17 protein-coding genes are annotated in these 25144 nt (G+C 71.6%); 10 read left to right on the plus strand and 7 right to left on the minus strand.

Annotated elements, in window-relative coordinates; translation table 11 throughout:
- Nucleotides 1–19: 19 nt before the first annotated feature.
- Nucleotides 20–709, minus strand: coding sequence for a cell division ATP-binding protein FtsE (ftsE, locus tag ABT254_RS29130; RefSeq protein WP_030943440.1), 690 nt, complete (start codon nt 707–709; stop codon nt 20–22).
- 332 nt (nt 710–1041) lie between these two features.
- Between ftsE and ABT254_RS29135 the strand changes: the two genes are divergently transcribed.
- A complete protein-coding gene (locus ABT254_RS29135; protein WP_016438128.1) occupies nt 1042–1233 on the plus strand; it encodes a hypothetical protein in 192 nt (63 codons plus the stop codon).
- A 105-nt stretch (nt 1234–1338) separates the two neighbouring features.
- On the opposite strand, the gene ABT254_RS29140 is transcribed toward ABT254_RS29135, so the two are convergent.
- The 4 genes from ABT254_RS29140 to ABT254_RS29155 form a co-directional block, all read right to left on the minus strand.
- The gene (locus ABT254_RS29140) at nt 1339–1941 is read right to left on the minus strand and encodes a hypothetical protein (RefSeq protein WP_351476181.1); all 603 of its coding nucleotides are present in this window, start codon (nt 1939–1941) and stop codon (nt 1339–1341) included.
- Nucleotides 1942–2234: 293 nt separating this feature from the next.
- A complete protein-coding gene (prfB, locus tag ABT254_RS29145) occupies nt 2235–3341 on the minus strand; it encodes a peptide chain release factor 2 (protein WP_351476184.1) in 1107 nt (368 codons plus the stop codon).
- A gap of 119 nt (nt 3342–3460) precedes the next feature.
- Nucleotides 3461–4702, minus strand: a complete 1242-nt coding sequence (locus tag ABT254_RS29150; protein WP_351476187.1) for a serine/threonine-protein kinase — start codon at nt 4700–4702, stop codon at nt 3461–3463.
- A 113-nt stretch (nt 4703–4815) separates the two neighbouring features.
- The gene (locus ABT254_RS29155) at nt 4816–6465 is read right to left on the minus strand and encodes a serine/threonine-protein kinase (protein ID WP_351476189.1); all 1650 of its coding nucleotides are present in this window, start codon (nt 6463–6465) and stop codon (nt 4816–4818) included.
- A 369-nt stretch (nt 6466–6834) separates the two neighbouring features.
- Here ABT254_RS29155 and ABT254_RS29160 point away from each other — a divergent pair, with 369 nt between their 5' ends.
- The 7 genes from ABT254_RS29160 to ABT254_RS29190 all read left to right on the plus strand — a co-directional run bounded on the left by ABT254_RS29160 (nt 6835) and on the right by ABT254_RS29190 (nt 21121).
- Nucleotides 6835–10278, plus strand: a complete 3444-nt coding sequence (locus ABT254_RS29160; protein WP_351476313.1) for an FHA domain-containing protein — start codon at nt 6835–6837, stop codon at nt 10276–10278.
- Nucleotides 10279–10532: 254 nt separating this feature from the next.
- Entirely contained in the window at nt 10533–11912 is a 1380-nt protein-coding gene (locus ABT254_RS29165; RefSeq protein ID WP_351476192.1) for an ABC transporter substrate-binding protein, read from the plus strand.
- A gap of 7 nt (nt 11913–11919) precedes the next feature.
- Nucleotides 11920–13260 carry a carbohydrate ABC transporter permease gene (locus tag ABT254_RS29170; protein WP_351476195.1) on the plus strand — a complete coding sequence of 447 codons (1341 nt, stop codon included), beginning with the start codon at nt 11920–11922 and terminating at the stop codon, nt 13258–13260.
- Nucleotides 13257–14168 carry a carbohydrate ABC transporter permease gene (locus ABT254_RS29175; protein WP_351476198.1) on the plus strand — a complete coding sequence of 304 codons (912 nt, stop codon included), beginning with the start codon at nt 13257–13259 and terminating at the stop codon, nt 14166–14168. The genes ABT254_RS29170 and ABT254_RS29175 overlap by 4 nt, the downstream gene beginning before the upstream one ends.
- A gap of 158 nt (nt 14169–14326) precedes the next feature.
- Nucleotides 14327–16534 carry a bifunctional glycosyltransferase/CDP-glycerol:glycerophosphate glycerophosphotransferase gene (locus ABT254_RS29180; RefSeq protein ID WP_351476201.1) on the plus strand — a complete coding sequence of 736 codons (2208 nt, stop codon included), beginning with the start codon at nt 14327–14329 and terminating at the stop codon, nt 16532–16534.
- A gap of 151 nt (nt 16535–16685) precedes the next feature.
- The gene (locus ABT254_RS29185) at nt 16686–18884 is read left to right on the plus strand and encodes a bifunctional glycosyltransferase/CDP-glycerol:glycerophosphate glycerophosphotransferase (protein ID WP_351476204.1); all 2199 of its coding nucleotides are present in this window, start codon (nt 16686–16688) and stop codon (nt 18882–18884) included.
- A gap of 5 nt (nt 18885–18889) precedes the next feature.
- Nucleotides 18890–21121, plus strand: a complete 2232-nt coding sequence (locus ABT254_RS29190; RefSeq protein ID WP_351476207.1) for a bifunctional glycosyltransferase/CDP-glycerol:glycerophosphate glycerophosphotransferase — start codon at nt 18890–18892, stop codon at nt 21119–21121.
- 19 nt (nt 21122–21140) lie between these two features.
- Here ABT254_RS29190 and ABT254_RS29195 read toward each other — a convergent pair whose 3' ends face one another.
- Entirely contained in the window at nt 21141–21554 is a 414-nt protein-coding gene (locus ABT254_RS29195) for an organic hydroperoxide resistance protein (protein ID WP_351476210.1), read from the minus strand.
- Between the two features lie 123 nt (nt 21555–21677).
- On the opposite strand from ABT254_RS29195, the gene ABT254_RS29200 reads away from it, so the two are divergent.
- Nucleotides 21678–22169, plus strand: a complete 492-nt coding sequence (locus ABT254_RS29200) for a MarR family winged helix-turn-helix transcriptional regulator (protein WP_351476213.1) — start codon at nt 21678–21680, stop codon at nt 22167–22169.
- Here ABT254_RS29200 and ABT254_RS29205 read toward each other — a convergent pair.
- A complete protein-coding gene (locus tag ABT254_RS29205; RefSeq protein WP_351476216.1) occupies nt 22082–23716 on the minus strand; it encodes a glycosyltransferase family 39 protein in 1635 nt (544 codons plus the stop codon). The genes ABT254_RS29200 and ABT254_RS29205 overlap by 88 nt on opposite strands.
- Before the next feature lie 131 nt (nt 23717–23847).
- On the opposite strand from ABT254_RS29205, the gene ABT254_RS29210 reads away from it, so the two are divergent.
- Complete coding sequence (locus ABT254_RS29210; RefSeq protein WP_351476219.1) at nt 23848–25131, plus strand: glycosyltransferase 87 family protein; 1284 nt, start codon at nt 23848–23850, stop codon at nt 25129–25131.
- The last annotated feature ends 13 nt before the right edge of the window (nt 25132–25144 follow it).

The following is a 25144-nucleotide window of genomic DNA, read 5'->3' on the forward strand; positions in this document are numbered from 1 at the left end:
CTTTCCGTGGACGTGGCGGTCAGTGCTGGTAGCCGTAGACGCCGCGTGCCTGGTCGCGGACGAGGCGGCCCTTTTCCAGCTCGATGACGCGCTTGCGCATCTGGTCCACGATGTTCTGGTCGTGCGTCGCCATCACCACGGTGGTGCCGGTCCGGTTGATCCGGTCGAGCAGCTTCATGATGCCGACGGAGGTCTGCGGGTCGAGGTTGCCGGTCGGTTCGTCCGCGATGAGCAGTTTGGGCCGGTTGACGAAGGCGCGCGCGATGGCCACGCGCTGCTGTTCACCACCGGACAACTCACCGGGCATCCGATCCTCTTTCCCGCCCAGCCCGACGAGGTCGAGCACCTGCGGCACGGACTTGCGGATCTCGCCCTTCGACTTGCCGATGACCTCCTGCGCGAAGGCGACGTTCTCCGCCACCGTCTTGTTCGGCAGGAGCCGGAAGTCCTGGAACACCGTCCCCAACTGGCGGCGCATCTGCGGCACCTTCCAGTTGGACAGGCGCGCGAGGTCCTTGCCCAGAACGTGCACCTGACCGTGACTGCACCGCTCCTCGCGGAGGATCAGCCGCAGAAAGGTGGACTTTCCGGAGCCCGAGGACCCCACGAGGAACACGAACTCGCCCTTCTCCACTTCCAGGGACACATCCCTGAGTGCAGGACGGGTCTGCTTGGGGTAGACCTTGGAGACATTGTCGAATCGGATCACGGATGCACCACGGGTCGCCGGGGGTAGATGAGCGTGACCATACGCGAGTCGGGTGCACAAGCGCAGGCAGCGGTTGCGGTTGAGAGCGACTTGTGCCCTTTTGTGCCGGAGAGGGCAGCGGCTTTTCAAGGGGCGCGGGACTGTATCGATCTGCGGCTCCGCCGCGGGGCGCGACAAGCCCCCACCGGCCGGCAGCCGCGAGACGAGCGTCACCGCCCCTCTCGGGGCGACCCCGCGCACCCTCCGGAGGAACCTGGCACAGTAGAGAGGGGAACGTTCGGCAACCACAAACCGTTCTCCCAGTGGAACGTATTCGCAAGGAGGGCGAGCGCATGACGTACGACCGGCTGGTGTGCGCAAACTGCGCGGCGCCCGTGAGCGAGGGCCGGTGCCCCGTGTGCCGCGCGAACCGCGAGCGGCTGCAGCAGGAGAACTTCTTCGCGGGGCTCAACCCCATGGCGCTGATCGCACTGCTGGCAGTGCTGATCGCGGCGGTGGCGCTGCTGGCGCACCAGACCGCGTAAGGCGCGTCACAGGGACACCGAGACGCCCGAGGGGCCCGGAGCGATGCACGCTCCGGGCCCCTCGCCGTACGTCGTCGCACACATGGTGTGTGCGCACGGCTACCGTCAGGCAGCCGCACCGCCACGGCCGCCCACGAGGCGCGGCAGAATGCGGAAGCCGACGCCACCGGCGATCATGGTGGCCGCACCGATGATCAGGAAGGTCGTCTCGCCGGCACCGGTCTCGGCGAGCTGCTGGCCGTTGCCCTTGGTCTGGGTCGAGGTGTTCGAGCCGGTGTCGGTGAGGACCGAGGAGCCCTCGTCCTGGGCCGAGGTGCCGGAGTTGCCGTCGGGGTTGGTGTTGGAGTTGCCACCACCGTTGTTCCCGTTGCCATTCCCGTTGCCATTCCCGTTGCCGTTGCCGTTCCCGTTGCCCGGGTTGGTCGGCTCGGAGGTCGGGTTGTCGGTGGGCGGAGTGGTGGGCGGCTCCTCCGTCGGCTCGGTCGGCTCGTCGGTGGGATCCGTCGGCAGGTCGGTCGGGAGGTCCGTGGGCAGACCGGTCGGGGCCGGATCCGTCGGCGCCGGGTCGGTCGGCGCCGGGGTGATGCAGATGCCCAGGAGGCCGCAGTCGTCGGCGGATGCGACACCCGCAGCGGTCAGCGAGGCGCCTGCGGCGATCACGGCACCCGCGGCAATCCGCGCGACACGGATCCGCGTCTTGTTCGTCATGTGGTTGCTACCCCCAGTAGCTGCTCGTCAGTTGGGCGGCGCTCGGGGGCCGTGATCGACGGAGGTAGCTGCATTGCGAAATTCCCCCGGTTCACATGCGCCCCAGAGATACGCATGCCGCGCTTTACCCTTCCCATTTTTCAAAGCAACGTCAAGGGCGTTGCGCGCGCAATGTCCACTTGCGTCTCGTTTACATCGAGTTGGAACCTGTGAGTGTGATGTAGAACCCAGACAAACAGCAACTGCCGCCCATGGGGCGGCAGTTGGCAAGTCGACAAAGTTACTTGGCTCGGCTACTTCTCCTGCTGCTTGCGCCAGCGAATTCCGGCCTCGAGGAACCCGTCGATCTCACCGTTGAACACGGCCTCGGGGTTGCCGACTTCGAACTCGGTGCGCAGGTCCTTGACCATCTGGTACGGGTGCAGGACGTACGAACGCATCTGGTTGCCCCAGGAGTTGCCGCCGTCGCCCTTCAGGGCGTCCATCTTGGCCTGCTCCTCCTGGCGGCGGCGCTCAAGGAGCTTGGCCTGGAGGACGTTCATCGCGGTGGCCTTGTTCTGGATCTGCGAGCGCTCGTTCTGGCAGGAGACGACGATGCCGGTGGGGAGGTGGGTGAGGCGCACCGCGGAGTCCGTGGTGTTGACGCCCTGGCCGCCGGGCCCGGACGACCGGTACACGTCCACGCGCAGCTCGGACTCGTCGATCTCGATGTGGTCGGTCTGCTCGACCACGGGAAGCACCTCGACGCCCGCGAAGGAGGTCTGGCGCCGCCCCTGGTTGTCGAAGGGCGAGATACGCACGAGCCGGTGGGTGCCCTGCTCGACCGAGAGGGTGCCGTAGGCGTATGGCACCTGCACGGCGAAGGTGGTCGACTTGATGCCGGCCTCTTCCGCGTACGAGGTCTCGATGAGCTCGGTCTTGTAGCCCTTCTGCTCCGCCCAGCGCAGATACATCCGCTGCAGCTTCTCCGCGAAGTCGGCGGCGTCGACGCCACCGGCCTCGGCGCGGATGTTGACGAGCGCCTCGCGGGAGTCGTACTCCCCGCTCAGGAGCGTCCGGACCTCCATCTCGTCCAGCGCCTTCTTGACGGCGGCGAGCTCGGACTCGGCCTCGGCGCGGGTGTCCGGGTCGTCCTCCTCGTCGGCCATCTCGAAGAGCACGGCGAGATCGTCGATCCGCCCCCGCAGCGCCTCGGCCTTCCTGACCTCGGCCTGCAGATGGCTCAGCTTGCTGGTGATCTTCTGCGCCTCGTCCGGGTTGTCCCACAGGGACGGCGCGGCCGCCTGCTCCTCGAGCACGGCGATGTCTGCCCTCAGCTTGTCGAGGTCCAGAACGGCCTCGATCGACTCCATGGTCGAGGAGAGGGACTTGAGCTCTTCGGATACATCGACGACTGCCACACCCCCAGCGTAACGGCTCCGCCAAGCGGCGCGGCCCTCGCTGGGGGCTACCGCCCCCGGACCCCCGCTTCGGCCCTTGAGGGGCCTCGTCCTCGCACTCCCCCGCGACGGGCTGACAACTACGGCGAAGCCGGCGCCGAGTGCTTCGAGTCCTGCGGTGTCGCCCCCGCGTCGTCCCCCGAGGTCGCCAGCCATGTCCCCACGCCGGCCGCCGCCACGAGCAGCGCCGCGGCCGTCCCCAGCACCATCCGGCGCCGGCGCGTGACGGCGCGGTGCCGTGCGGAACCCGGTCGCGGTGCTCCCGCCGCCCGGGGCACCCGGGCCGTTCCGCGGGCGCCGCCGGCCAGCTCGTCCGGGGCCGGGACCCTCATCGACGTATGGGTGTCCCGGTTGGAGTCGGCCGGCTTGGCGCCCGGTACCAGGGGAACCGCGCCGCGCCGTACCCGTTCCCGGGCCGGGGCCGCGGCCTCCCCGGCCGTCGTCTCCGGCTCCTGAGTCGGTTCCGTGTCCGGCTCGTCCACGTCCAGCGGCGGCATCCCCGCGACCAGTGGCAGCAGTTCCCGCAGCCGGGCGCCCAGCTCCGAGGCGCGCAGCCGGGAGGCCGGTGCCTTGGCCAGGCACTGCACGAGGAGCTGCCAGAGTTCGTCCGGGATCCCCGGGAGCGGGACCACCGTCTCCGTGACGTGACGGCGCAGCACGGCGCCGGGGTGTCCGCCGCCGAACGGGGTGAAGCCCGCCAGCAGCTCGTAGAGGACGGTCGCGAGGGCGTAGATGTCGACGGCCGCGCGCGGGGGCAGGCCCTCCACGATCTCCGGGGCCAGGTAGTCAGGGGTGCCGATGATCTTCGTCGCACGGGTGCGGCGCGGGGAGTCGATCAGCTTCGCGACGCCGAAGTCGGTGAGGAGGGCGGGGTGGGAGCCGCCGGGACCCAGCGGGCCCTGCATGTCGAGGAGCACGTTCTCCGGCTTGACGTCGCGGTGCACGACGCCCGCCGCGTGCGCGGCGGCGAGGCCGTCCGCGACGTCGGCCACGATCGCCACCGCCGCCGCGGGCGCGAGTCGGCGTTCGCGGTCCAGGCGGGTGCGCAGGTCCGTGCCTCGTACGAGGTCCATGACCAGCGCGAGGTCGTTGCCGTCCACCACCAGGTCGCGGACGGAGACCACGTGCGGGTGGTCGAGGCCGAGCAGCGCCGTGCGTTCCTGCACGAAGCGGCCGACGAGTTCCTGGTCGGACGCGAGATCCTCGCGCAGCAGCTTGATGGCGACGGGCCCCTCGGGCCCCTCGCCCAGCCACACCGTGCCGGCGCTGCCCCGCCCCAGGATCTGGTTCGCGGTGTACCGGCTGCCGATCTTCCGTGCCAAGACTGCTCCTACGGGACGCGTTGTGTCGCCAAAGCTACGCGTCCGAGGAGCCAACCTTCACCGCAGAGACGGAAATCACCCGCCAGGTGTCGACAAATCACCAAGCTCGCTGCTCACTTGCCGCCTTTGCTGCCGACCAGGTCGCCCAGTTTCCCGATGTAGCCGCTCACGGTGCTGAACAGGTCGGACAGCTGCTGCCAGTAGCTCTTGCTCGTGCCGATCCACTCCTGGAGCGGGCTCAGCTCCCAGACCAGCCAGCCGGCGACGAACAGGATGACGATCGTGAACAGGCAGCCCTTCAGGCAGCCGAGCCCGGGGATCTTCATCGGGTTGGCGCTGCGCTGCCGCGGCTGCCGGGGCTCACGTGCGGGCTGCTGCGGCTGGGGCTCCCGAGGAGGCGCGTACCGCTGGGGCTGCTGGTGCTGCGGCGGGGCGTACTGCTGGGGCTGTTGCTGCTGCGGATAGCCGTACGCCTGTCGCGGTCGCTGCTGCTGGGGTCGCTGCTGCTGCGGGCGGGCGACCTGCCGCTGGGGGCGGCGGCGCAGCGGGTCCTCGTCGGGGTCGAGGTACTGCTGGACCTGTGTCTGCTCGTTGCGGTCGCGGGCCGCGCGCAGCTGGTTCTGCCAGGGGTGCGGCTGCTCGGGGTGGTGCGCCGGCTGCCCCTGGGGCATCGGGGGCATGACGGCGGTCGGGTCCGCGGCACCGGTGTTCGGGAGTACGGCGGTGGGATCGGCGGCGCCCGGTGCGCCGCCGGTGTGGGGCAGGAAGCTGGTCGCCGCGTTCGGGTCGTACGAGCCCGCTCCGTGCTGGAGGACCTGTGTGGGGTCGGCCGAGCCGGGGACGGCGGCCGGCATGGGGTCGGGGGCCAGCAGGGCGCCGACGGCCTCCGCGGCGGCGATCTGCGCGGCGTTCGCGTGCACGCCGACGCCCTCGGCGACGACGCGCAGGGCGCGCGCGAGGTTCTCGGCGCTGGGCCTTTCCTCCGGGTTCTTGCGCAGACAGCGCTCTATGACCGTCCACAGCGGGTCCGGAATCGTGGACGGGCGGCGCGGCTCGGCACTCAGGTGCTGGTGCAGTACTTCCAGGGCCGAGCCGCCGCCGAACGGGGGACGTCCGGTGACCAGCTCGTACATCAGGATGCCGGCGCCGTAGATGTCTACGGCGGAGGTCTGCGGGCGGCCCTCGGCGGACTCCGGTGCTACGTACGCGGGCGTGCCGACGAACTCGTGGGTGCGGGTCAGGCCCGGGGAGTCCGCCAGGCGGGCGATGCCGAAGTCGGTGAGCATCGGGTGCATCTGACCGCCGTCCTGCTTGAGCAGGACGTTGGCGGGCTTCAGGTCGCGGTGCACGACGCCGTCGGCGTGGCTGGCGGCGAGCGCGTCGGCGATCTGGGCGGTGAGCAGAGATGCGGCCACCGGGCTGAAGGGGCCGTTCTCGCGCAGGTAGCGGTGCAGGTCGGGGCCCTCGACGAGGTCCATGACCAGCGCCAGCAGATCGCCCTCGACCACCAGGTCGCGCACCCGGACGATGTTCGGGTGGGTCAGGCGCAGCAGCACCGAGCGCTCCCTGAGGAAGCGCATCACGATGTCCGCGTCGCTCGCGAGCTCTTCCTTCAGGACCTTGATCGCGACGGTCTCGCCGGGCTGACCGGCCACGGCGGCCTCGGCCCCCGCGGTCTCTCGCTGGCGGGCCCGCCAGACGGTGCCCGTGGCGCCGCGACCGAGCGGCTCCTCGAGCAGGTACTTGCTGCCTACCGGCCGCACGTCATGTGCTCCCTGCTGCTTGCTTACCGTTCCGACCCACTGTAGTGCCGCTGTGCGTGGCACCGACCTGTCGCCGTCCCAGCGTCTTACGTACGCCTCCCCGTGCATGTTCGAAGGAAAGACGCTCGACGTGGTCCGCCGGTTGCCCGAAGCAGACGTGACCGATCTCAAGCGGTCGCCGGTACGTCATCTGTCAGGCACTTTTGCGGGCAGAGCCGACCAATCAAGATCACTTGCCCCGGAGCGGCGGGCGCTTTGTCAGTGGCAGGTGCGAGGATGCCTTGCGTAGCAGTACTGGCCGATGTGCTCGTGTGGGGTGGGGGTAGTCCGCGCCCGCGCAGACCCGCGCAGAAGGGACCGCTGACGGCGATGCAGATCCGGCTGACCGTCGTAGACCCCCTGGGCCCGCCCGACCGCGCGCGGGGCCGCACGGCGAGCTGTGACGTGCTGGTCACGGCGCCCGCAGGTACGGCGCTGGCCGCGGTGGCGTCGGCGCTGGCCTCGGCGGTCGCGGGCGACGCGAGCGCCTCGGCCTCCGGCGGCGCGGTGGTGCTGTACGCGGGCGCGGAGCGCCTGGACGACCGCCGCAGCACTCTCGGCGAGCCCCCGTTGATCGACGGCGCGGTGCTCTCCCTGGGCGCCCCCGCCGAGCCGGAGCCGCACCCGGAGCTGGACGACGCCCCGACCCAGCTGCATGTGATCGCAGGTCCGGACGCGGGCGGCGTGCACCTCCTGCACGGCGGCGAGATCCGCATCGGCCGCTCCGCCGACGCCGATGTCCCGCTCGACGACCCGGACGTCTCCCGCCTCCACTGCGCGGTCACGGTCGCCGCGGACGGCCAGGTCTCGGTCGCCGACCTCGACTCGACGAACGGCACGACCCTGGACGGCACCCGCCTGGGCTCCCGCCCGGTGCGATTCGCACCGGGCGCACTGCTCCGTATCGGGGAGTCGGCACTGCGGCTTGCTCCGGCCGGGGGACCGGGCGCCCGGGTGCCGACGGCTCCGGACGGGGAGGGGCATGTCCGGGTGGCCTCCTGCGGGGGCGAACGCGAGCCGGAGAGCGCCGACGGGACACCGGCGGCCCCCGCGGGCGGCACCCCCGCGCCCGAAGCGACGCCTCACGCGCGCGTGGCCGACGGCGGCGACCCCTCCGCCGCCCCGTCGCGCGGCACGCGCTCCGCCGGGCCCCCGCTGGTGCCCGAGCAGGGCGGAGCCCCCCGGATGGAGATGAGGGCGGCAGAAGCATCCGCGGGCGGCGACACTCACGCGGGCCGCTTCGGTGCGGTCGCATGGGACACGTCCGCCGCGCAGGACGGCACGGAGGCCCCCGAGACCGGCCGCCGCAAGGGAACACCGCTCCGCGGGACCGACGTGCCACCCGGCCTGCGCAGGCGCGGGGGGCTCTCCGCCTGGGCTCGACGGCTGGCCGGCGGCCGCGGCGAGCAGACCATGGCCGGGCATGACACGTACGACGAGGACGACGGCCCGGACACCGCAGCGGGGCCCGCACCCCGCACCGCCCCCCAGCTCACGGAGACCTGGCCGGACCCGGCCGCGCTGCTGCTGACGGCGCTCGGCCCCGGCCCCCGGCTGTGGGAGCGCGGGCCGGGCCACCCGGAGGCGCTCACGGTGCGGCTCGGCACGGCGGACCGGGCGGCGCCCGACGGCTCCGGGCTGTTGCCCGCGGTGCCGGTGACCGCGGATCTGCGCGAGGCAGGGGCGCTGGGCCTGGCCGGCCCTCGCACCCGGCTGTCCGGGCTGTCCCGCGCGGTGCTGGCCCAGCTGGCCGCGCTGCACTCGCCCGAAGCCCTGGAGATCGTCCTGATCGCCGCGGACCGCTCCCGGCCGCTGGAGGAGCGCACCGCGGAGTGGTCCTGGCTCGGCTGGCTCCCCCACCTGCGCCCGGGCCACGGCCAGGACTGCCGCCTGCTCCTCGCCTACGACCGCGAGCAGGCCACGGCCCGCACCGACGAGCTGCTGCGGCGCCTTGAGGACCAGCAGACGGAGGCACGGCACGGGACACGGCCGGCGCCACGCACCCACGACGTCCGTTCCCAGGCCCGCAGGCCTTCCTGGGCCCGGACGGACGACGGCGCGGAGGAACCGGACGGCTTCCCCGGGCCGTACACCGTGGTCGTCGTGGACGGTGACCCGGGAGGCGCCGCGGTGCGGGAGGCGGTGGCCAGGCTGGCTCTGGAGGGGCCGCGGGCCGGGATACATGTCGTCTGCCTCGCCGAGACGGTGTCGGCCTCGCCCGCGTCGCCGGTGACGGAGACGTACGAGGCGGCGTGCGCGGTGGCACCGGCCTTCCGGGACTGCGGCGCGGTCGCGCTGCTGAGCGGGGACGTGGCGACGGCGCTGCGGCTGATGCGGGTGGCGCGGACCGGTTCCGCGATCCCCTCAGGCGCGGCCGCGGGCCTCCCGCCGACGCCGGCGGACCCGGCCGACCGCACGGAACCGGTGTCACCGGCCGACACACACACCATGGCCAGGCCCGCACCCGTGACCACGGCCACCGCCCCTCCGCACCCCGGTCCCATAGGCCCCGGCACCGTGGCCGCCGTGGACGCCGTCTCGCTCGCCTGGGCCGAGCGGTTCGCGCGGGCGCTGGCGCCGCTCAGGACGGACGGTTCCGGGACCGAGCGGCACGCACGCGTGTCCGTGCCCTTGCCCCAGGCGGCGCGTCTGCTGGACGAGTTGGGACTGGCGAGGGCCACCCCGGCGTCGCTGATGGCACGTTGGGCGGACGCGGCGGACGACGCGCAGGCGCTCGGCGGGCGGGCCCTGGCCGTGCTCGGTGCCGGTCCGCGCGGCCCGGTCGGCGCGGACCTCGCCGCCGACGGCCCGCACCTGCTGATCGAGGGCCCCGCGGGCAGCGGCCGCACCGAACTGCTGCGGGCCGTGGTCGCCTCGCTGGCCGCGGCCGAGCGCCCCGACCGCCTGGGCATCGTCCTGATGGACGGCCGGGACAGCGTGGGCGCCGGGAGCACCCCCTCCGGAAGCGGCGACGGCCTGCGGGTCTGTACGGACGTCCCGCACGTCACGACCCACCTCACCGCCAACGACCCCGTCCGCATGCGGGAGTTCGCGCAGTCCCTGAGCGCCGAGCTGAAGCGCCGGGCCGAGCTGCTGGGCCGCTCCGCCTTCGCCGAGTGGCACACGGGCCGGGAGCTGTCGGGCCGCATGGTGGCCCAGCGGGCGACCGGTACGACCGCTACCGGCGACCTGGACTCCCCGCCCAGCTCGACCATTCGGCTGCGTCCGGGGGCGGCGCGCCGGCAGACGGAGGCGGCACCGCCCCTCCCCCGGCTGGTGGTGGTCGTGGACGACCTGGACGCCCTGGTCTCCCCCGCACTCGGCTCGCCCGGCCGCCCGGCCGCGGGTTCCGTCATGCGGGCACTGGAGGCGGTGGCCCGCGAGGGCGAGCGGCTCGGCGTCCATCTGGTGGCGGCAACCGCCCCCGGCGGCCGTACGGCGGACACGGAACCGGCCCGGAAGGCCACCCTTCGGGTGACCCTCGACGCCCCGGGCACCGGCCCTGACGACCCGGCACCGGGCCGCGGCGCCCTGACCCGCCCCGACGGCCGGACGACCCCCTTCCAGGGCGGCCGCGTCACGGGCCGCATCCCCCGTACGGCCACCCTCCGCCCCACGGTCGTCCCCCTGGACTGGCAGCGCATGGGCGACCCCCCGACCCGCAGACCCGTACGAGAACTGGGCAACGGCCCGACGGACCTGGCGTTGCTGGCCAGCGCCTTGGAACGGGCGGCACGGGAGGTCTCGGCGTCGGAGGTTCCTTCGCTGCTGTAGGTCCTGTTTGGTCCGTCCTTTTCAGCCGCGGTCGGCCATCCCAGCCCGGGACGAGGCCGTTCAGGCCGAAGCGGGGGTCTGGGGGGAGGCAGCCCCCAGCCACGGTCACACCACCGCCGGACGCCTGGTCACGACGCGGTCACGATCCCCCGGTTGACAGCGGACGCACACTTGCCGACCCCACCCCACGGGCGTAGACCAGATCACACGGGACAGCGCTCGACGTTCGACGAAGAACGGAGAACGGGGCAGTGATGCGCAGCACGAGCAGCAAGAACCGGACACACAGGGCCGCCAAATCCTCAGCCGCCCTCCTGGCGGCGGCACTCGCGCTGGCACTCACGGGGTGCGGCGGCAGCGACAAGAAGGACAACGGCGGCGGAGGCGGCAAGGAAACCGGCGCCACCGTCACGCTCCCCAAACTGAACGGCGTGAGTCTCGAGGTCGCCGCCGTGTGGACCGGCGCCGAGCAGAAGAACTTCAAGGCGGTGCTCTCGGAGTTCGAGAAGCGCACGGGGGCCAAGGTCACCTTCGTGCCCGCCCAGGACCCGATCATCAACTTCCTCGGTTCCAAGATCGCGGGCGGCAAGCCGCCGGACGTCGCGATGCTTCCGCAACCCGGCGCCATCAAGCAGGCCGTGGACAAGGGCTGGGCCAAGCCGGTGAACGCCGACGTCCAGTCGGAGCTGGCCAAGAACTACTCGCAGGGCTGGCAGGACATCGGGAAGGTGGGCGGCAAGCAGTACGGCGTCTACTACAAGGCCGCGAACAAGTCGCTGATCTGGTACAACGCCAAGGTCTTCGCGAACGCGGGTGCGAAGGTGCCCAAGACCTGGAAGGACCTGCTGACCACCGCGCAGACGGTCTACGACTCCGGTGTCACCCCCTTCTCCGTGGCCGGCGCCGACGGCTGGCCGGGGACCGACTGGTTCGAGAACGTCTATCTGTCGCAGGCCGGCCCGGAGAAGTACGACCAGCTCGCCCAGCACAAGATCAAGTGGACGGATCCGTCCGTCAAGCAGGCGCTCACCACTCTCGCCCAGATCTGGGGCAAGAAGGACTACGTGGCGGGCGGCGCGAGCGGCGCGCTGCAGACCTCGTTCACCGACTCCGTCACCAACACCTTCACCGGTGGCGACCAGCCGAAGTCGGCGATGGTGTACGAGGGCGACTTCGTCCAGGTCAACATCGCGCAGACCAAGGCGAAGATCGGCACGGACGCGAAGGTGTTCCCGTTCCCGACCGTCGGTGCCACCGCACCGGTGGTGACCGGCGGTGACGCGGCGGTGATCTTCAAGGACTCCAAGGGCGCGCAGGCGCTGGCGAAGTTCCTGGCCTCCCCGGACGCGGCGACCATCCAGGCGAAGCTGGGCGGTTACCTCTCGCCGAACAAGAACGTGCCGAACTCGGCGTATCCGAACGCGGTCCAGCAGACGATCGCCAAGGCGCTGATCGACTCGGGCGACAACTTCCGCTTCGACATGTCCGACCAGGCCCCGCAGGCCTTCGGCGGCACGCCCGGCAAGGGTGAGTGGAAGGACCTCCAGGACTTCCTGAAGAATCCGACGGACGTCGCGGGTACGCAGGCGAAGCTGGAGAAGGACGCGGCGGCGGCATACGGCAGCGGGAGCTGATCCGGCCATGACGTCGGCCACGGCGGCAGGGGTGCCACCCACCCCTGCCGCCCCGAAGCGCAAGAGCGTGACCGGCACCCGGAAGACCGTGGCAGCGATGTTCCTGCTGCCCGCGCTGGTGCTGCTCGGCGCGCTCGTGGTCTACCCGATCGGGTACTCGATCGTCCGCAGCTTCTACAACTCCTCCGGCGACGGTTTCGCCGGCTTCGACAACTACAAGGCCCTGTTCACCGACGACGGCATCCGCACCGCCCTGAAGAACAACATCATCTGGGTGGTGTTCGCGCCGACGATCTCGACCGCGCTGGGCCTGATCTTCGCGGTCCTGACCGAACGCGTGCGCTGGGGCACGGCGTTCAAGCTGGTCGTCTTCATGCCGATGGCGATCTCGATGCTGGCCGCGGGCATCATCTTCCGCCTGGTGTACGACCAGGACCCGGAGAAGGGCGTCGCCAACGCGGTGTGGGTGGGCGTCCACGACACGTTCGCCCAGTCCTCGGCGTTCCCCAAGGCGCACCCGGGCCGTCAGTCGCCGCTGACGGCTCAGGGCGGCGGCTTCATCACCAAGGCGGCGGTCCACACCGGGGATTCGGTGGCGCTGCCGCTCGTCGGCGTCGCCCCCGACCAGATGCCCGACGGCGCCAAGAAGGCCGTACGGGCGAAGCCGGACCCGGGGAAGATCACCGGCACGGCCTGGCAGGACTTCACACGCGGCAGGGGCGTCGGCAAGCTGGGCGGGGTCGACCCGTCCGAGCTGGGCTACTCGGGCATGCGGATCGAGGCCGTCAAGGACGGCAAGGTGGTCGCGTCCACCAAGGCCGCCGGGGACGGCACCTTCACCCTGCCCGCCAAGGCCGACGGAGCACTGCTGCGGCTGCCGGCGAGCAACTTCAAGGAGCCGTACAACGGCCTGGACTGGCTGGGCCCGTCGCTGGTCACGCCGGCCATCATCGGGTCGTACATCTGGATGTGGGCGGGCTTCGCGATGGTGCTGATCGCGGCCGGGCTCGCGGGGATGCCGCGTGAACTCCTGGAGGCCGCCCGGGTCGACGGGGCGAGCGAGTGGCAGGTGTTCAGAAGGGTCACGGTGCCGCTGCTGGCGCCCGTCCTCGCGGTCGTCACGGTCACCCTGATGATCAATGTGCTGAAGATCTTCGACCTGGTCTTCATCATCGCCCCGAACTCCTCCCAGGACGACGCGAACGTGCTTGCCCTGGAGCTGTACCGCAAGGGCTTCTCCGAGGACCAGCCGGGTATCGCGAGCGCCATCGCCGTGTTCCTGCTGTTGCTGGTGATTCCGGTGATGTGGTTCAACGTTCGCCGGCTGAAGCGGGAGGTGCGGCGATGACGACGCATGCCGGAAGTCTCAGGAAGGCGGCCCCGCCCGTCACGGTCGTCAGGGCGAAGAGGTCGCTGGGCTCGCGGCTCACCGAAGGGGTCAGTGGCGGACTGCTGCGGGTGTTCCTCATCGTCGTCGGCCTGTTCTGGCTGGTGCCGACCTTCGGTCTGCTCGTCTCCTCGCTGCGGGCCCCGGAGGACATCGGCGCGAACGGCTGGTGGAACGTCTTCTCCGAGCCCTCCTCGCTCACCTTCGACAGCTACCAGAAGCTGCTGGAGAACAGCGACATCACCAACTCCCTGGTGAACACGGCGCTGATCACGCTGCCGGCGACGATTCTCGTCGTCGTGATCGGCTCCCTCGCGGGTTACGCGTTCGCCTGGATGGAGTTCCCCGGCCGCGACTGGTGGTTCCTGGCCGTGGTCGGCCTGCTCGTCGTGCCCGTGCAGGTGGCCCTGATTCCGATCGCCGAACTGTTCGGCAAGATCGGGCTGTTCGGGTCGATCTTCGGGGTGATCCTGTTCCACGTGGGCTTTGGTCTGCCCTTCGCGGTGTTCCTGCTGCGGAACTTCTTCGCGGAGATCCCGAGAGAGCTGCTGGAGGCGGCCCGACTGGACGGGGCGGGTGAACTGCGCCTGTTCTTCCGGGTCGTGATGCCGCTCGGCGGTCCGGCGATCGCGAGCCTGGCCATCTTCCAGTTCCTGTGGGTGTGGAACGACATGCTGGTGGCGCTGGTGTTCACCAATGCCGACAGCCAGCCGATCACGGTCGCCCTGCAGACGCAGGTACGCCAGTTCGGCAACAACGTCGACGTCCTGGCCCCCGGCGCGTTCATCTCGATGGTGATCCCGCTGGTGGTGTTCTTCGCGTTCCAGCGGCAGTTCGTCTCGGGTGTCATGGCGGGCGCCGTCAAATAGTTCTGGGGAACAACGCACCGAAGGGGGTGGGACGTTACGGTCCCGCCCCCTTCCGTTCACCCAAGGTCCCCCGTATGCCGCAGGCACCGTAACCAAGTCACTCCATCGGCCGTTCCCGGGCAAGGCCCCGTCGTCCGCGCCGACCCCATGGATGTGCCTTGCCCAGGTTCAGTGTCATCGTCCCCGCGTACAAGGTTCAGGCATATCTGCACGAATGCCTGGAATCGGTGCTTACGCAGTCGTATCCCGATCTCGAACTGATCGCCGTCGACGACTGCTCCCCGGACGCGAGCGGCGCGATCATCGACGAGTTCGCGGCCCGCGACCCGCGCGTGCACCCCGTGCACCTGACCGAGAACCAGGGCCTGGGCCGCGCCCGCAACGCGGGCCTGGAGCGGGCGAGCGGCGACTACCTGGTCTTCCTGGACGGCGACGACACCCTCACCCCGCACGCCCTGCGCGCCATTGCCGACCGCCTCAAGGAGACCGGCGAGCCGGACGTGGTGGTCTACGACTACGCGCGCACCTACTGGTCGGGCGGGACCGTCCGCAACATCGTCGCCGACGAGCTCACCGAGCAGGGCACGGCGCCCTTCCGCCTGGAGGACCGCCCGGGCCTGCTGAAGGTGCTGATGGTGGCCTGGAACAAGGCGTACCGGCGGGAGTTCGTCGAGCGCGAGGGCTTCACCTTCCCGCCCGGCTACTACGAGGACACCCCGTGGACGTTCCCGGTGCTGATGGCCGCGGAGTCCATCACGACCCTCGACCGGGTGTGCGTGCACTACCGGCAGCGCCGCCAGGGCAGCATCCTCTCCACCACCAGCCGCCAGCACTTCGACCTCTTCGAACAGTACGACCGCGTCTTCGCCTTCCTCGACGCGCGCCCCCAACTCGCCCACTGGCGGCCGATGTTGTTCCTCCGCATGATCAACCACCTGACGAAGGTGTTCTCCCATCGCAACCGCCTCCCCCGGGGTTCCCGCGCCGAGTTCCTGCGCAGGGCCCGCTCCCACTACCGCCGTCACCGCGCCCCCGGCCAGCCCGTCCCGCTGGGCTCCCGCCTCCGCCACACCCTGATCCGCTGGGGCCTGCACCGCACCTACCGCTCACTGCAGCTGGCGGCGGCCCTGCACCGCAGGACGGTCAAGCTCTGCGTCAAACTCCTGCGCACCGCGAGGGCGACGGCGCTGCGCCTGCACTACCGCATCCAGCTCCGGCTGCCCCTGCGCGCCGACCGCGCCGCCTTCACCGCGTACGACGGCCACGAGCACGGGTGCAACCCGGGCGCCCTGGAGGAGGCCTTCCGCACCTTCGCGCCGCACATCCGCACGACCTGGCTCCCCCGACCCGACACGGCCGCCTACTGGACGGCCCTGGCCCGCTCCAAGTACCTGGTCAGCGACACCGGCTTCGAGCCCCGCCTGGTCAAGCGCCGCCACCAGATCCTGGTCCAGACCCTGGAGGGCACGCCGCTCGGGCATGCGGGCCTGGACCTCCAGGAACGCCCGGCCGCGGCGCGCGGCCTGGACTTCGAAAGGCTCCTCGACGACGTCGACAAATGGGACTACGTCCTGTCGGCGAACCGCCACTCCACCCTCACCTGGGAGCGGGTCTACCCCGGCGGCTACACCACGCTCGAATACGGCTCCCCGCGCAGCGACGTGTTCCAGAAGGCCACCTCGAACGACGTCACCCGGCTCCGTGAGTCCCTCGGCATCCCCGAGGACAGCGTCGCGATCCTGTACGCCCCCGCCCACCGCGACCACTGCCGCACCCAGCGCTCCCCCCTGGACCTGGAACGCGTTCTGCGCCGCCTGGGCCCCCGCTACGTCGTCCTCGCCCGCACCCACGGCCCCGTCCCGAAGGGCGCCCGGATCATCGACGTGACCGGCCATCCCGGCGTCGAGTCCCTCTGCCTGGCCTCGGACGTCCTGCTCACCGACTACTCGTCCCTGATGTTCGACTACGCGGGCCTGGACCGCCCGATCGTGCTCCACTCCGCCGACGAGGACCGGGCGGCGTACGAGGCGGCCCGCGGCACCTACTTCGACGTGCGCGCCTTCCCGCCGGGCGCCCTCGCCCGCAGCGAGGACGAGCTGATCGACATCTTCGCCACCGGCCACTGGTGCGGCTCCCGCTCCACGCAGCTGCGGACCGCGTTCCGCGAGCGCTTCTGCCCGTACGACGACGGACGCGCCGCCGAGCGGGTCGTACGGCGGGTCGTCCTGGGCGAAACCGACCTGCCGCCGGTGACCCCGCTCGCCGAGCGCCACCCCGTGCCCTCAGCGGCCGCGACCCTCGCACGCTCCCCGCAGGCGACCGTGCCGCAACCCGGCGGCCCGCTGACCGTCACCGACAGCCTCTGAACGCCGTTCTCACTCCGGGGAGTTCGCATGCCCTCCAGCCCGTCGCGGCCCACACCGAGCCGGCCGTCCACCTGGCGTCCCGCAGGGCGGCCGGGACGCCTCGGCTGAGACGCACCCGGGTTCCCGCACGCACATCGACAGAAAGAGCAGCATGCCCCGCTTCAGCATCATCGTCCCGTCCCATGGGGTGGCAGGCCGGCTGTCCCAGGCGCTGGACTCCGTGCTCGCGCAGTCCTTCGGAGACTTCGAGCTGATCCCGGTCTGCGACGGCCCCGACACGCCCGCGGCGGACGTCGTCGACGGGTACGCCGAGCGGGACTCCCGGGTGACCACGGTGCACTCGCCCCCCACGGCCGGTCTGTCCGGGGCGCGCAATACCGGGATGCGGGCGGCGACCGGCTCCTATCTGCTGTTCCTCGACTGCGACGACACCCTCGCCCCGGGGGCGCTGGCGGCCGTGGACGCACGTCTGGCCGAGACGGGCGACGTGGACGTCCTGTACCTGGAGCACGAGCGGGTGCCCTGGTGGGAGGGCGAGCCGACCAATCCGGCCGCGCTGCTCCTGCCGAGGACGCCGGCGGGCGCCTTCTCCCCCGACCAGGTGCCCCAGCTGACGGGCGTGCAGCTGCCGGCGTGGAGCGCGGCCTACCGCAGGGCCTTCCTGGTCGAGCAGCGCATCGGCTTCCCCGACGGCCACTTCACCGATGTGGGCTTCTGCGGCCTGGTCACGCTGGCGGCCGAGAAGGCCGCGGTGCTGCGCCAGGTCGTCGTACGGCATCTGGTGCGCAGACAGGGCAGCCGGCTCGCCCTCCCCGGGGAGCACCACCTCGACCTGCTCGCCCAGACCGACCTGGTCCTCACCCGCGCCGCCGAACTCGACCTGCCCTGCGACCGCTCGGCCGCGCTCTTCGAGCAGCTCTTCGCGGCCGTGCTGAAGACCGCCGCCCATCCCAGGCGGCTGTCCGGCAGGCGCCGCGCCTTCTTCCGGCTGGCGAGCACCCTGTACCGCCGGCACCGTCCCGCCGACCACCGGACCCCGCCCGGCAGCCTCGGTCTGCAGCACCGGCTGCTGGCGGCCGGGGCGTACACGGCGTTCCGTGCCCTGCGCGAGGCCAACCAGGCGGCGGTGAAGGCGGCCGAGCGGCTGCCGCGCCCCCACATGGTGCGCACGCGCCTGCGGTACGCGCGCAATCTGCGCCGCCCGCTCGACCCCAACCTTGTCGTCTACTGCGCCTACTGGGGCCGCGGCTATGCCTGCAACCCGGCCGCGATCCACGCCAAGGCCCTCGAACTCGCCCCGCATCTGCGCTCGGTGTTCCTGGTCGAGCCGGACCAGGAGCACACCATGCCGGAGGGCATCGAGTACGCGGTCATCGGCAGCACGAAGTACTGGGACGTGCTGGCCTCCGCCAAGTACCTCGTCAACAACGCCAACTTCGCGGACGCCGTCGTCAAGCGCCCCGGCAGCGTCCACCTGTCGACCCAGCACGGCACCCCGCTGAAGAAGATGGGCGTCGACCAGGCGACCTATCCCGTGGTGGCCGCGGCGACCGGCAGCTTCACCAAGCTGCTGGCCCGTATCGACCGCTGGGACTACAACCTCACCTCCAACCGCCATTCCACCGAGATGTGGGAGCGGGCCTTCCCCGGCGCGCACGAGACGCTCGAGTACGGCTATCCGCGCAACGACGTGTACTACACGGCGACGGCGGACGACGTGGCCCGCATCCGCCGACAGCTGGGGGTCCCCGAGGGGAAGACGGCCGTCCTGTACGCGCCCACCCACCGCGACTACCACACGGGCTTCGAGACGGGCCTGGACCTGGAGGCCTTCTGCGAGGAGGCCGGCGAGGACGTGGTCGTGCTGCTGCGCGCCCACTACTTCTACGACCAGGGCGGGGCCCGGAGCACCGGCCGGATCATCGACGTGACCGCGCACCGCTCCTCCGAGGACGTGTGCCTGGCCGCGGACGCCCTGATCACCGACTACTCGTCGATCATGTTCGACTACGCCAACCTGGACCGGCCCGTCGTGGTGTACGCCGACGACTGGGACGTCTACCGGGAGACCCGGGGCGTCTACTTCGACCTGATGGAACACCCGCCGGGGCCGGTGGCCCGCACACCCGAGGAGCTGGCCCGGGTCTTCCGCGACGGCTCCTGGGCGGGAGCGGAGTCGACGGCGGCACGGGCCGCCTTCCGTGAGCGGTTCTGCCAGTTCGACGACGGGCGCGCCGCCGAGCGCGTGGTGCGCCGGGTGCTGCTGGGCGAGCCGCCCGAGTCGATCCCGCCCGTGATCCCGCTCGCCGAGCGCACCCCGGCCCCGGTCCCCGCCCTTGTGAGGAACTGAAACCCGTGCCCCGCTTCAGCATCATCGTCCCCGTCTTCAAGGTGCAGGGCTTCCTGCGCGAGTGCATCGACTCGGTGCTCGGACAGTCGTACCCCGACTTCGAGGTGATCGCCGTCGACGACCGCTCCCCCGACGGCTGCGGCGCGATCCTCGACGAGTACGCGGCACGCGACGAGCGGGTGCGCGTGCTGCATCTGCCCGAGAACGTCGGTCTCGGCCGGGCCCGCAACGCCGGGCTGGCCGAGGCGCGCGGCGACTACGTCCTCTTCCTCGACAGCGACGACTTCTACACGCCGGGCCTGCTCGCCGCCGTCGCCGACCGGCTGAAGTCGGCCGATGACCCGGACATCCTGGTGTTCGACCATGTACGCACCCACTGGTGGGGGCGGGGCGGCCCGAGCGACGCCTCCGCCCTGCTGGCCGCCGCGGGCCAGGACGTCTTCAGCCTCCGCGAGAGCCCGCAGTACGTCCATCTGTTCCTGGTCGCCTGGAACAAGGCGTACCGGAGGGCCTTCTTCCAGGAGCACGGGCTGCAGTACGCGTCCGGCCTGTACGAGGACGCGCCGGTCACCTACCGGTCGATGGTGCTGGCCGACCGCATCGCCTGTCTGAACCGGATCGGCGTCGAGTACCGGCAGCGCCGGCAGGGCGCGATCACCAAGACGCCGGGGCGCAGGCACTTCGACATCTTTCCGCAGTACGAGGGCCTGTTCGCGTTCCTGGAGGAGCGCGACGACCTCGCGTGGGCGCGGCCCCTGCTGTTCGAACGGGCCCTGGACCACATGCTGTTCGTGATCGCCCGCGAGGACCGGGTGACCCCGTCGGACCGCTCCGCGTTCTACCGCGAGATGCGCTCCTTCCACCGCCGTCACTGCCCCGAGGACTTCACCCCGCCGGACGGCCCGCGCGGCACCGAGATGCGGCTCCTGGGGAGCTCGCCCTATGCCTCGTACGCGGCCCTGCGCGGGGTCCGCGGTCTGCGCAGGATCGCCGGGGCGGGCAAGCGGCGTACGGTCGGCAAGGCATCGGCTGCGGTCCAACGCACCTGGTACGCCGCCCAGTCGAGGCTCCCCCTCGATCCGCGTCTGGCCGTCTACTCGGCCACCCACCATGCGGGTGTGCACGGCGATCCGGCCGCGATCCACGCCAAGGCCCGCGAACTCGCGCCGCACATCCGCGGGGTGTGGGTGGTCCGGGAGGACGCGGTGGACTCGCTGCCGCCCGGCACCGACCATGTGACGCCGGGCTCGCGGGAGTACCACGCGGTCATGGCGCGGGCCACGTACTGGGTGAACAACGTCAACTGGCCGGGCTCCCTGGTCAAACGCCCCGGCCAGATCCATGTGCACACCCACCAGGGCACCCCGCTCAAGTACATGGGTGCCGACCTGCTGACCAAGCCGGGTGCCCGGCACGGCTTCAGCGTGCCGAAGATGCTGCACCGCGCCGACCGCTGGGATCTGAGCCTGGTCGCCAACCGGCACTCCGAGCTGGTGTGGGACCGGGCGTACCCCTGCCACTTCACCTCGCTGCGGACCGGCAGTCCGCGCAACGACGTGCTCGTCGAGCAGCCTGCGGAGCACGGTGCGGCCGTCCGTGCGCGGCTCGGCATCCCCGCCGGGAACACGGTCGTGCTGTATGCGCCGACCCGCCGCGACTACCGCCGGGGCGGGCATGTCGACCGGATCGACCTGGCGCGGTTCGCCGCGGACCTGGGTGCCGGGCACACCCTTGTCGTACGTCTGCACCCCACCCTCGCCACCGGCACGGCGCGCGGGCTCGGCCTCGCCGATCTGCACGCGCGCGGCGTGCTGGTCGACGCGACGGACGAGCCGCACGTCGAGGACCTGATGCTCGCCTCCGACGTGCTGGTCACCGACTACTCGGCCCTGATGTTCGACTACGCCAACCTGGACCGGCCGATCGTGATCCACGCCGACGACTGGGGCGCGTACGCGGCGAGCCGGGGCGCCTACTTCGACATCACCGCCGAGGCGCCGGGGCATGTGTCGCGTTCCTACCGGGAGCTGGCCTGGCTGTTCGCCTCGGACACCTGGCGGGACGAGGAGTCGGCGGGGCTCAGGGCCGCCTTCCGGGAGCGGTTCTGCGAGTTCGACGACGGGCGGGCCGCGGAGCGGGTCGTACGGACGGTGCTGCTGGGCGAGAAGATGCCGGAGCCACAGGGGGCCCCGGCGGTGCCCGCTCCCTCGACGGAGCGGGCACACTCGCTGAGCTGACGGTCGGCCGGCTGCTCGGTTACTCGATGACGAGGTCGACGTCGACGTTGCCGCGGGTCGCGTTGGAGTACGGGCACACCTGGTGGGCGGTCTCGACCAGCTTGCGGCCGGTCGCCTCGTCCACGGTTTCCGGCAGCTCGATGCGGAGGGTGACCTTGAGTCCGAAGCCCTCGCCCTGCTTGCCTATGCCCACCTCGGCGGTCACCGCGGCGTCGCTGACGTCGACCTTCGCCTGGCGGCCGACGAGGCCGAGGGCGCTGCCGAAGCAGGCCGCGTAACCGGCGGCGAACAGCTGCTCGGGGTTGGTGCCCTCGCCGTTGCCGCCCAGCTCCACCGGCGGGGCCAGCTTGACGTCGATCTTGCCGTCGTTGGTGAAGGCGCGACCGTCGCGGCCGTGGGTGGCGGTGGCGACAGCGGTGTAGAGCGCGTCCATGGATGACCATCCTTCTCGGAGTCGTGTTCCGGCGGCCCTTCTGGCGGCCGCCTCACGACCACAAGTAGAGCACACAACTGAATTGTGCACAACTAAATGGCTCGCAAGAGCTATCCTGGACGCATGACGACCGCGCCCGACACCCCGACCACCGACTGGCTCCGCCTCGACCAGCAGATCTGCTTCTCCCTGAATGCCGCCTCGCGCGCCTTCGGCGGCGTCTACCGGGTGATCCTCAAGGACCTCGGACTCACCTATCCGCAGTACCTGGTGATGCTGCTGCTGTGGGAGCACGGCGAGCTGCCGGTCAAGAAGCTGGGCGAGCATCTGCGGCTCGACTCCGGCACCCTGTCCCCGCTGCTCAAGCGGCTGGAGACGGCCGGTCTGGTACGGCGTGAGCGCAGCGCCCGTGACGAGCGCTCGGTGGAGGTCCGGCTGACGGAGGAGGGCGCCGCCCTGCGCGAGCAGGCGGTCCAGGTACCGCGCCGGATCGTCGCGGCGACGGGCTTCGACGTGGAAGAGATCCGTCAGCTGCGGTCGCGGCTCGACGAGCTCACCAGGGGGCTGGACGCGGCCACGGCGGCGGAGGCGGAGGCGGCGGAGCGGCGGACGTAGAGGAGGAAGGTCACTCGGCCGCTGACGTATCTCTCGCGGGCGATGAACTGCTCCTCCACGACGGCGAGTTTGACGCGCTCGGTCGGATCGGCGGGCAGCAGCCCCGAGCTCAGGAGTCTCGACTGGGCGACGACCCAGACACGGTCCACACCCGCCAGCTTGCGCCGCAGCGCCTCCGGGGTGGTCTCGATGCCGCTCAGCGTCCCGGACCGGGGACCGGACTCCCGCAGCGCGATGTCCCGGGCCCTGCGGAACGCCTTCGGATAGGTCAGCGCCGCGAGCCGCCAGTTCGACGGCAGGAACAGCACCGGATCACCGGGACGGATGTCACGGGCGGCCCGGGCGGCGACGGCCCCGAGGTTCTCGGGACGGTGCGCCGGGGAGCGGTCCTGCCGGTAGAGCGGCAGACACTGCACGAAGGCGAGCGCGACGGCCAGGATTCCCGTGAGGGTGCCGAGCCGGCCGAACAACAGGCGGTGCCTGGTCAACCGGCCGTCGTCGGGTGGGCAGTCGTTCCGCAGGGCGAGGGGGGTCCCCCCGCTCGAGCGAAGCCGAGAGCGGGGGAGGGTGGGCACACGACGACCGCCCAGCCGCAGGCGCCCCACTGCCCCGGCCACCCACTCGGCGCCGGCGGCGACCAGCAAAGGCGCCCCGGCCAGCGCGTACAGCACATACCGCTCGTGAAACAGCGGCCGGATCTGCGACACGGCGATCAGGAGCGCCGGCGGCAGCACGAGCAGCGGCAGTGCGACCGCCGCGAGCCGTCCCGCCCCGAGCCCCAGCACCATCAGCGCGACGCACACCCAGAAGGCCACCCCGTCCGGGACCGGGCCGAAGTCGCGCACGAGCAGTCCCGCCTGCTCCCACCCGGGTGTCACCAGCCACGCCACCTGCGCCGCCTGCTCGTGCGACACCCACACCAGGGGCAGCAGAACCGCCCCCGCCAGCCCGGCCGCCCGCCCCCAGCCCAGCCACACCCGTTTCGGCACCCGCATGAGCGCCAGCGTCAGCGCATGCGCGCACAGCACGAGGACGACCAGTTCGTGCAGCAGACAGGTCATGGCGAGGACGCCGCCGTACCACCACCACCCGCGCCGCGACCGCCCCTCCACCGCCCGCACCAGCAGCAGTGTCGCCGCCGCCACGCCCGCCGCGACGAGTGCGTACGAGCGCCCTTCCTGTGCGTAGTGGCCGGTCATCGGGGTGACCGCGTACAGCAGACCGGCCCACAGCCCGACCCGCGGCCGTACCAGCCGTACGCCGAGGGCCGCGACCAGGCCGGCGGTCGCGGCGGCCCCGAACACGGACGGCAGCCGGAGGAGGACCTCACCGGGGTGGACGGCGAGGACGACGTGCATGAACAGGTAGTACAGGCCGTGCACGGCGTCCAGGCCGTGCAGCAGCTGCCAGATCTGCGGCACCGTGCGCCGCCCGACCAGGAAGGTGACGCTCTCGTCGCCCCACATGCCGCCGCGGTCGAGTCCCCACAGACCGATCGCGAGTATGACGACGGCGGGGACCGCCACGGCTACGGTCTCCGCACGCACCCACCGACGGTTCGCCCGCCCCGCGTCCTCGCTCAGCACACGGCTGATTTTGTGCGGTAGCCGGGCTCTTACCGAGGATTGACGGTGTATTAGCAGTCATACACCATTCGCCCGGCTTACGATCCGCCGTGATGAACGCCGTGACCAAAGCCGTGATGACCGCCGCCGCAAACCGCCGGCTCCTCGCCCTCGCCGCCGCCTGGCTCGCCACCCGGGCTCTGATGCTGTGGCTGCTCGCGCACGACGCGGCGCCCCGGCTCGGCGGGGGCTCGGTTGCACGGGAGGTGTGGCACCTCTACCACGACTGGTACGGCGTCCTCGCGCACGGCGCCTTTCCCGCGCACGACCCGCTGTGGCAGTACCCGCCGGGGGCCGGCGCGGTGCTGCTGTCGCCCGCGCTGCTGCCGGGACTGACGTACTTCCAGGCGTTCGTCGTCCTCACGCTCGCCGCCGACGCGGCCGTCGCGCTGGCGCTGGCCGTCGCGGGCAACCGCCCGGGTCGCACGCTCCTGGGGGCGGCGATGTGGGTGGGCGGCCTCCCGCTCCTCCTGCACGTGCCGCTCGCCCGCTACGACGTGCAGGTCACGGCCTTCGCCGTCATCTCCCTGTTGACGTTGCCGCGCTCCACGCGCGCGTGCGGGGTGTTCGCGGCGCTCGGCGCCCTGGTGAAGGTGTGGCCGGCGCTGGTGCTGCTGGGCACGCCGAGGGGACACAGGACGCGTTCGGCGTGGGCGTGGGCCGCCGTCACCGGGGCCGGGTCGCTCGCGGTCCTCGCGGCGCTCTTCGCCAACCCCTTCGCCTTCCTGCGGCAACAGGGCGGGCGGGGTGTGCAGATCGAGTCGCTGGGCGGCACGGCGCTCGCCTTCGCGACGCACGCCGGATGGCCGGGGAAGGTGCGCTACCAGTACGGCGCGATGGAGTTCACCGGCCCGCACGTGCGGACCGTGGCGCACATCTCCCTCGCCCTCACGGCGGTCGCCTTCGCGCTGCTGCTCCTGTGGCGGCTGCGGGCCCGGCGCTGGACGCCTGCGACGCCGTACGACGCCGCGCTCAGTGCCGTCCTGCTGTTCACCGTCACCAGCAGGGTGATCAGCCCGCAGTACATGATCTGGCTGCTGGGCCTGGCCGCCGTGTGCCTGACCTCGCGGCACACCGTGCAGCGCCCGGTGGCCGCCCTGGTGCTGGGCGCGACCGCGCTGAGTGCCATCGCCTACCCGGCCCTGTACGGCCAGGTCATGGCCTGCACCTGGGCGGGCTGTGTGCTGATGCTCGCCCGCAACGGGCTGCTCGCCGCGGCCGCCGTACTGTCACTCGTCCGGCTGTGGCGCTCGACCCGCCCGGCGTCCGTGGCTCCCGCGCCCACGCGCGGACCGGAGCCGGTCACCCGCCGCCTCCCCCAGCACTCCGGAGCATAGGAAGCGTCCTCGG

It is taken from the genome of Streptomyces sp. NPDC001137 (assembly GCF_040298885.1).
Classification (GTDB): domain Bacteria; phylum Actinomycetota; class Actinomycetes; order Streptomycetales; family Streptomycetaceae; genus Streptomyces.

Coding starts and splice junctions, on each gene's coding strand:
- ABT254_RS29195 (WP_351476210.1), bottom strand. CDS start 21,554: ATGGACGCGCTCTACACCGCTGTCGCCACCGCCACCCACGGCCGCGAC.
- ABT254_RS29175 (WP_351476198.1), top strand. CDS start 13,257: ATGACGACGCATGCCGGAAGTCTCAGGAAGGCGGCCCCGCCCGTCACG.
- ABT254_RS29140 (WP_351476181.1), bottom strand. CDS start 1,941: ATGACGAACAAGACGCGGATCCGTGTCGCGCGGATTGCCGCGGGTGCC.
- ABT254_RS29170 (WP_351476195.1), top strand. CDS start 11,920: ATGACGTCGGCCACGGCGGCAGGGGTGCCACCCACCCCTGCCGCCCCG.
- ABT254_RS29160 (WP_351476313.1), top strand. CDS start 6,835: ATGCAGATCCGGCTGACCGTCGTAGACCCCCTGGGCCCGCCCGACCGC.
- ABT254_RS29185 (WP_351476204.1), top strand. CDS start 16,686: ATGCCCCGCTTCAGCATCATCGTCCCGTCCCATGGGGTGGCAGGCCGG.
- ABT254_RS29135 (WP_016438128.1), top strand. CDS start 1,042: ATGACGTACGACCGGCTGGTGTGCGCAAACTGCGCGGCGCCCGTGAGC.
- ABT254_RS29210 (WP_351476219.1), top strand. CDS start 23,848: ATGAACGCCGTGACCAAAGCCGTGATGACCGCCGCCGCAAACCGCCGG.
- ABT254_RS29165 (WP_351476192.1), top strand. CDS start 10,533: ATGCGCAGCACGAGCAGCAAGAACCGGACACACAGGGCCGCCAAATCC.
- ABT254_RS29200 (WP_351476213.1), top strand. CDS start 21,678: ATGACGACCGCGCCCGACACCCCGACCACCGACTGGCTCCGCCTCGAC.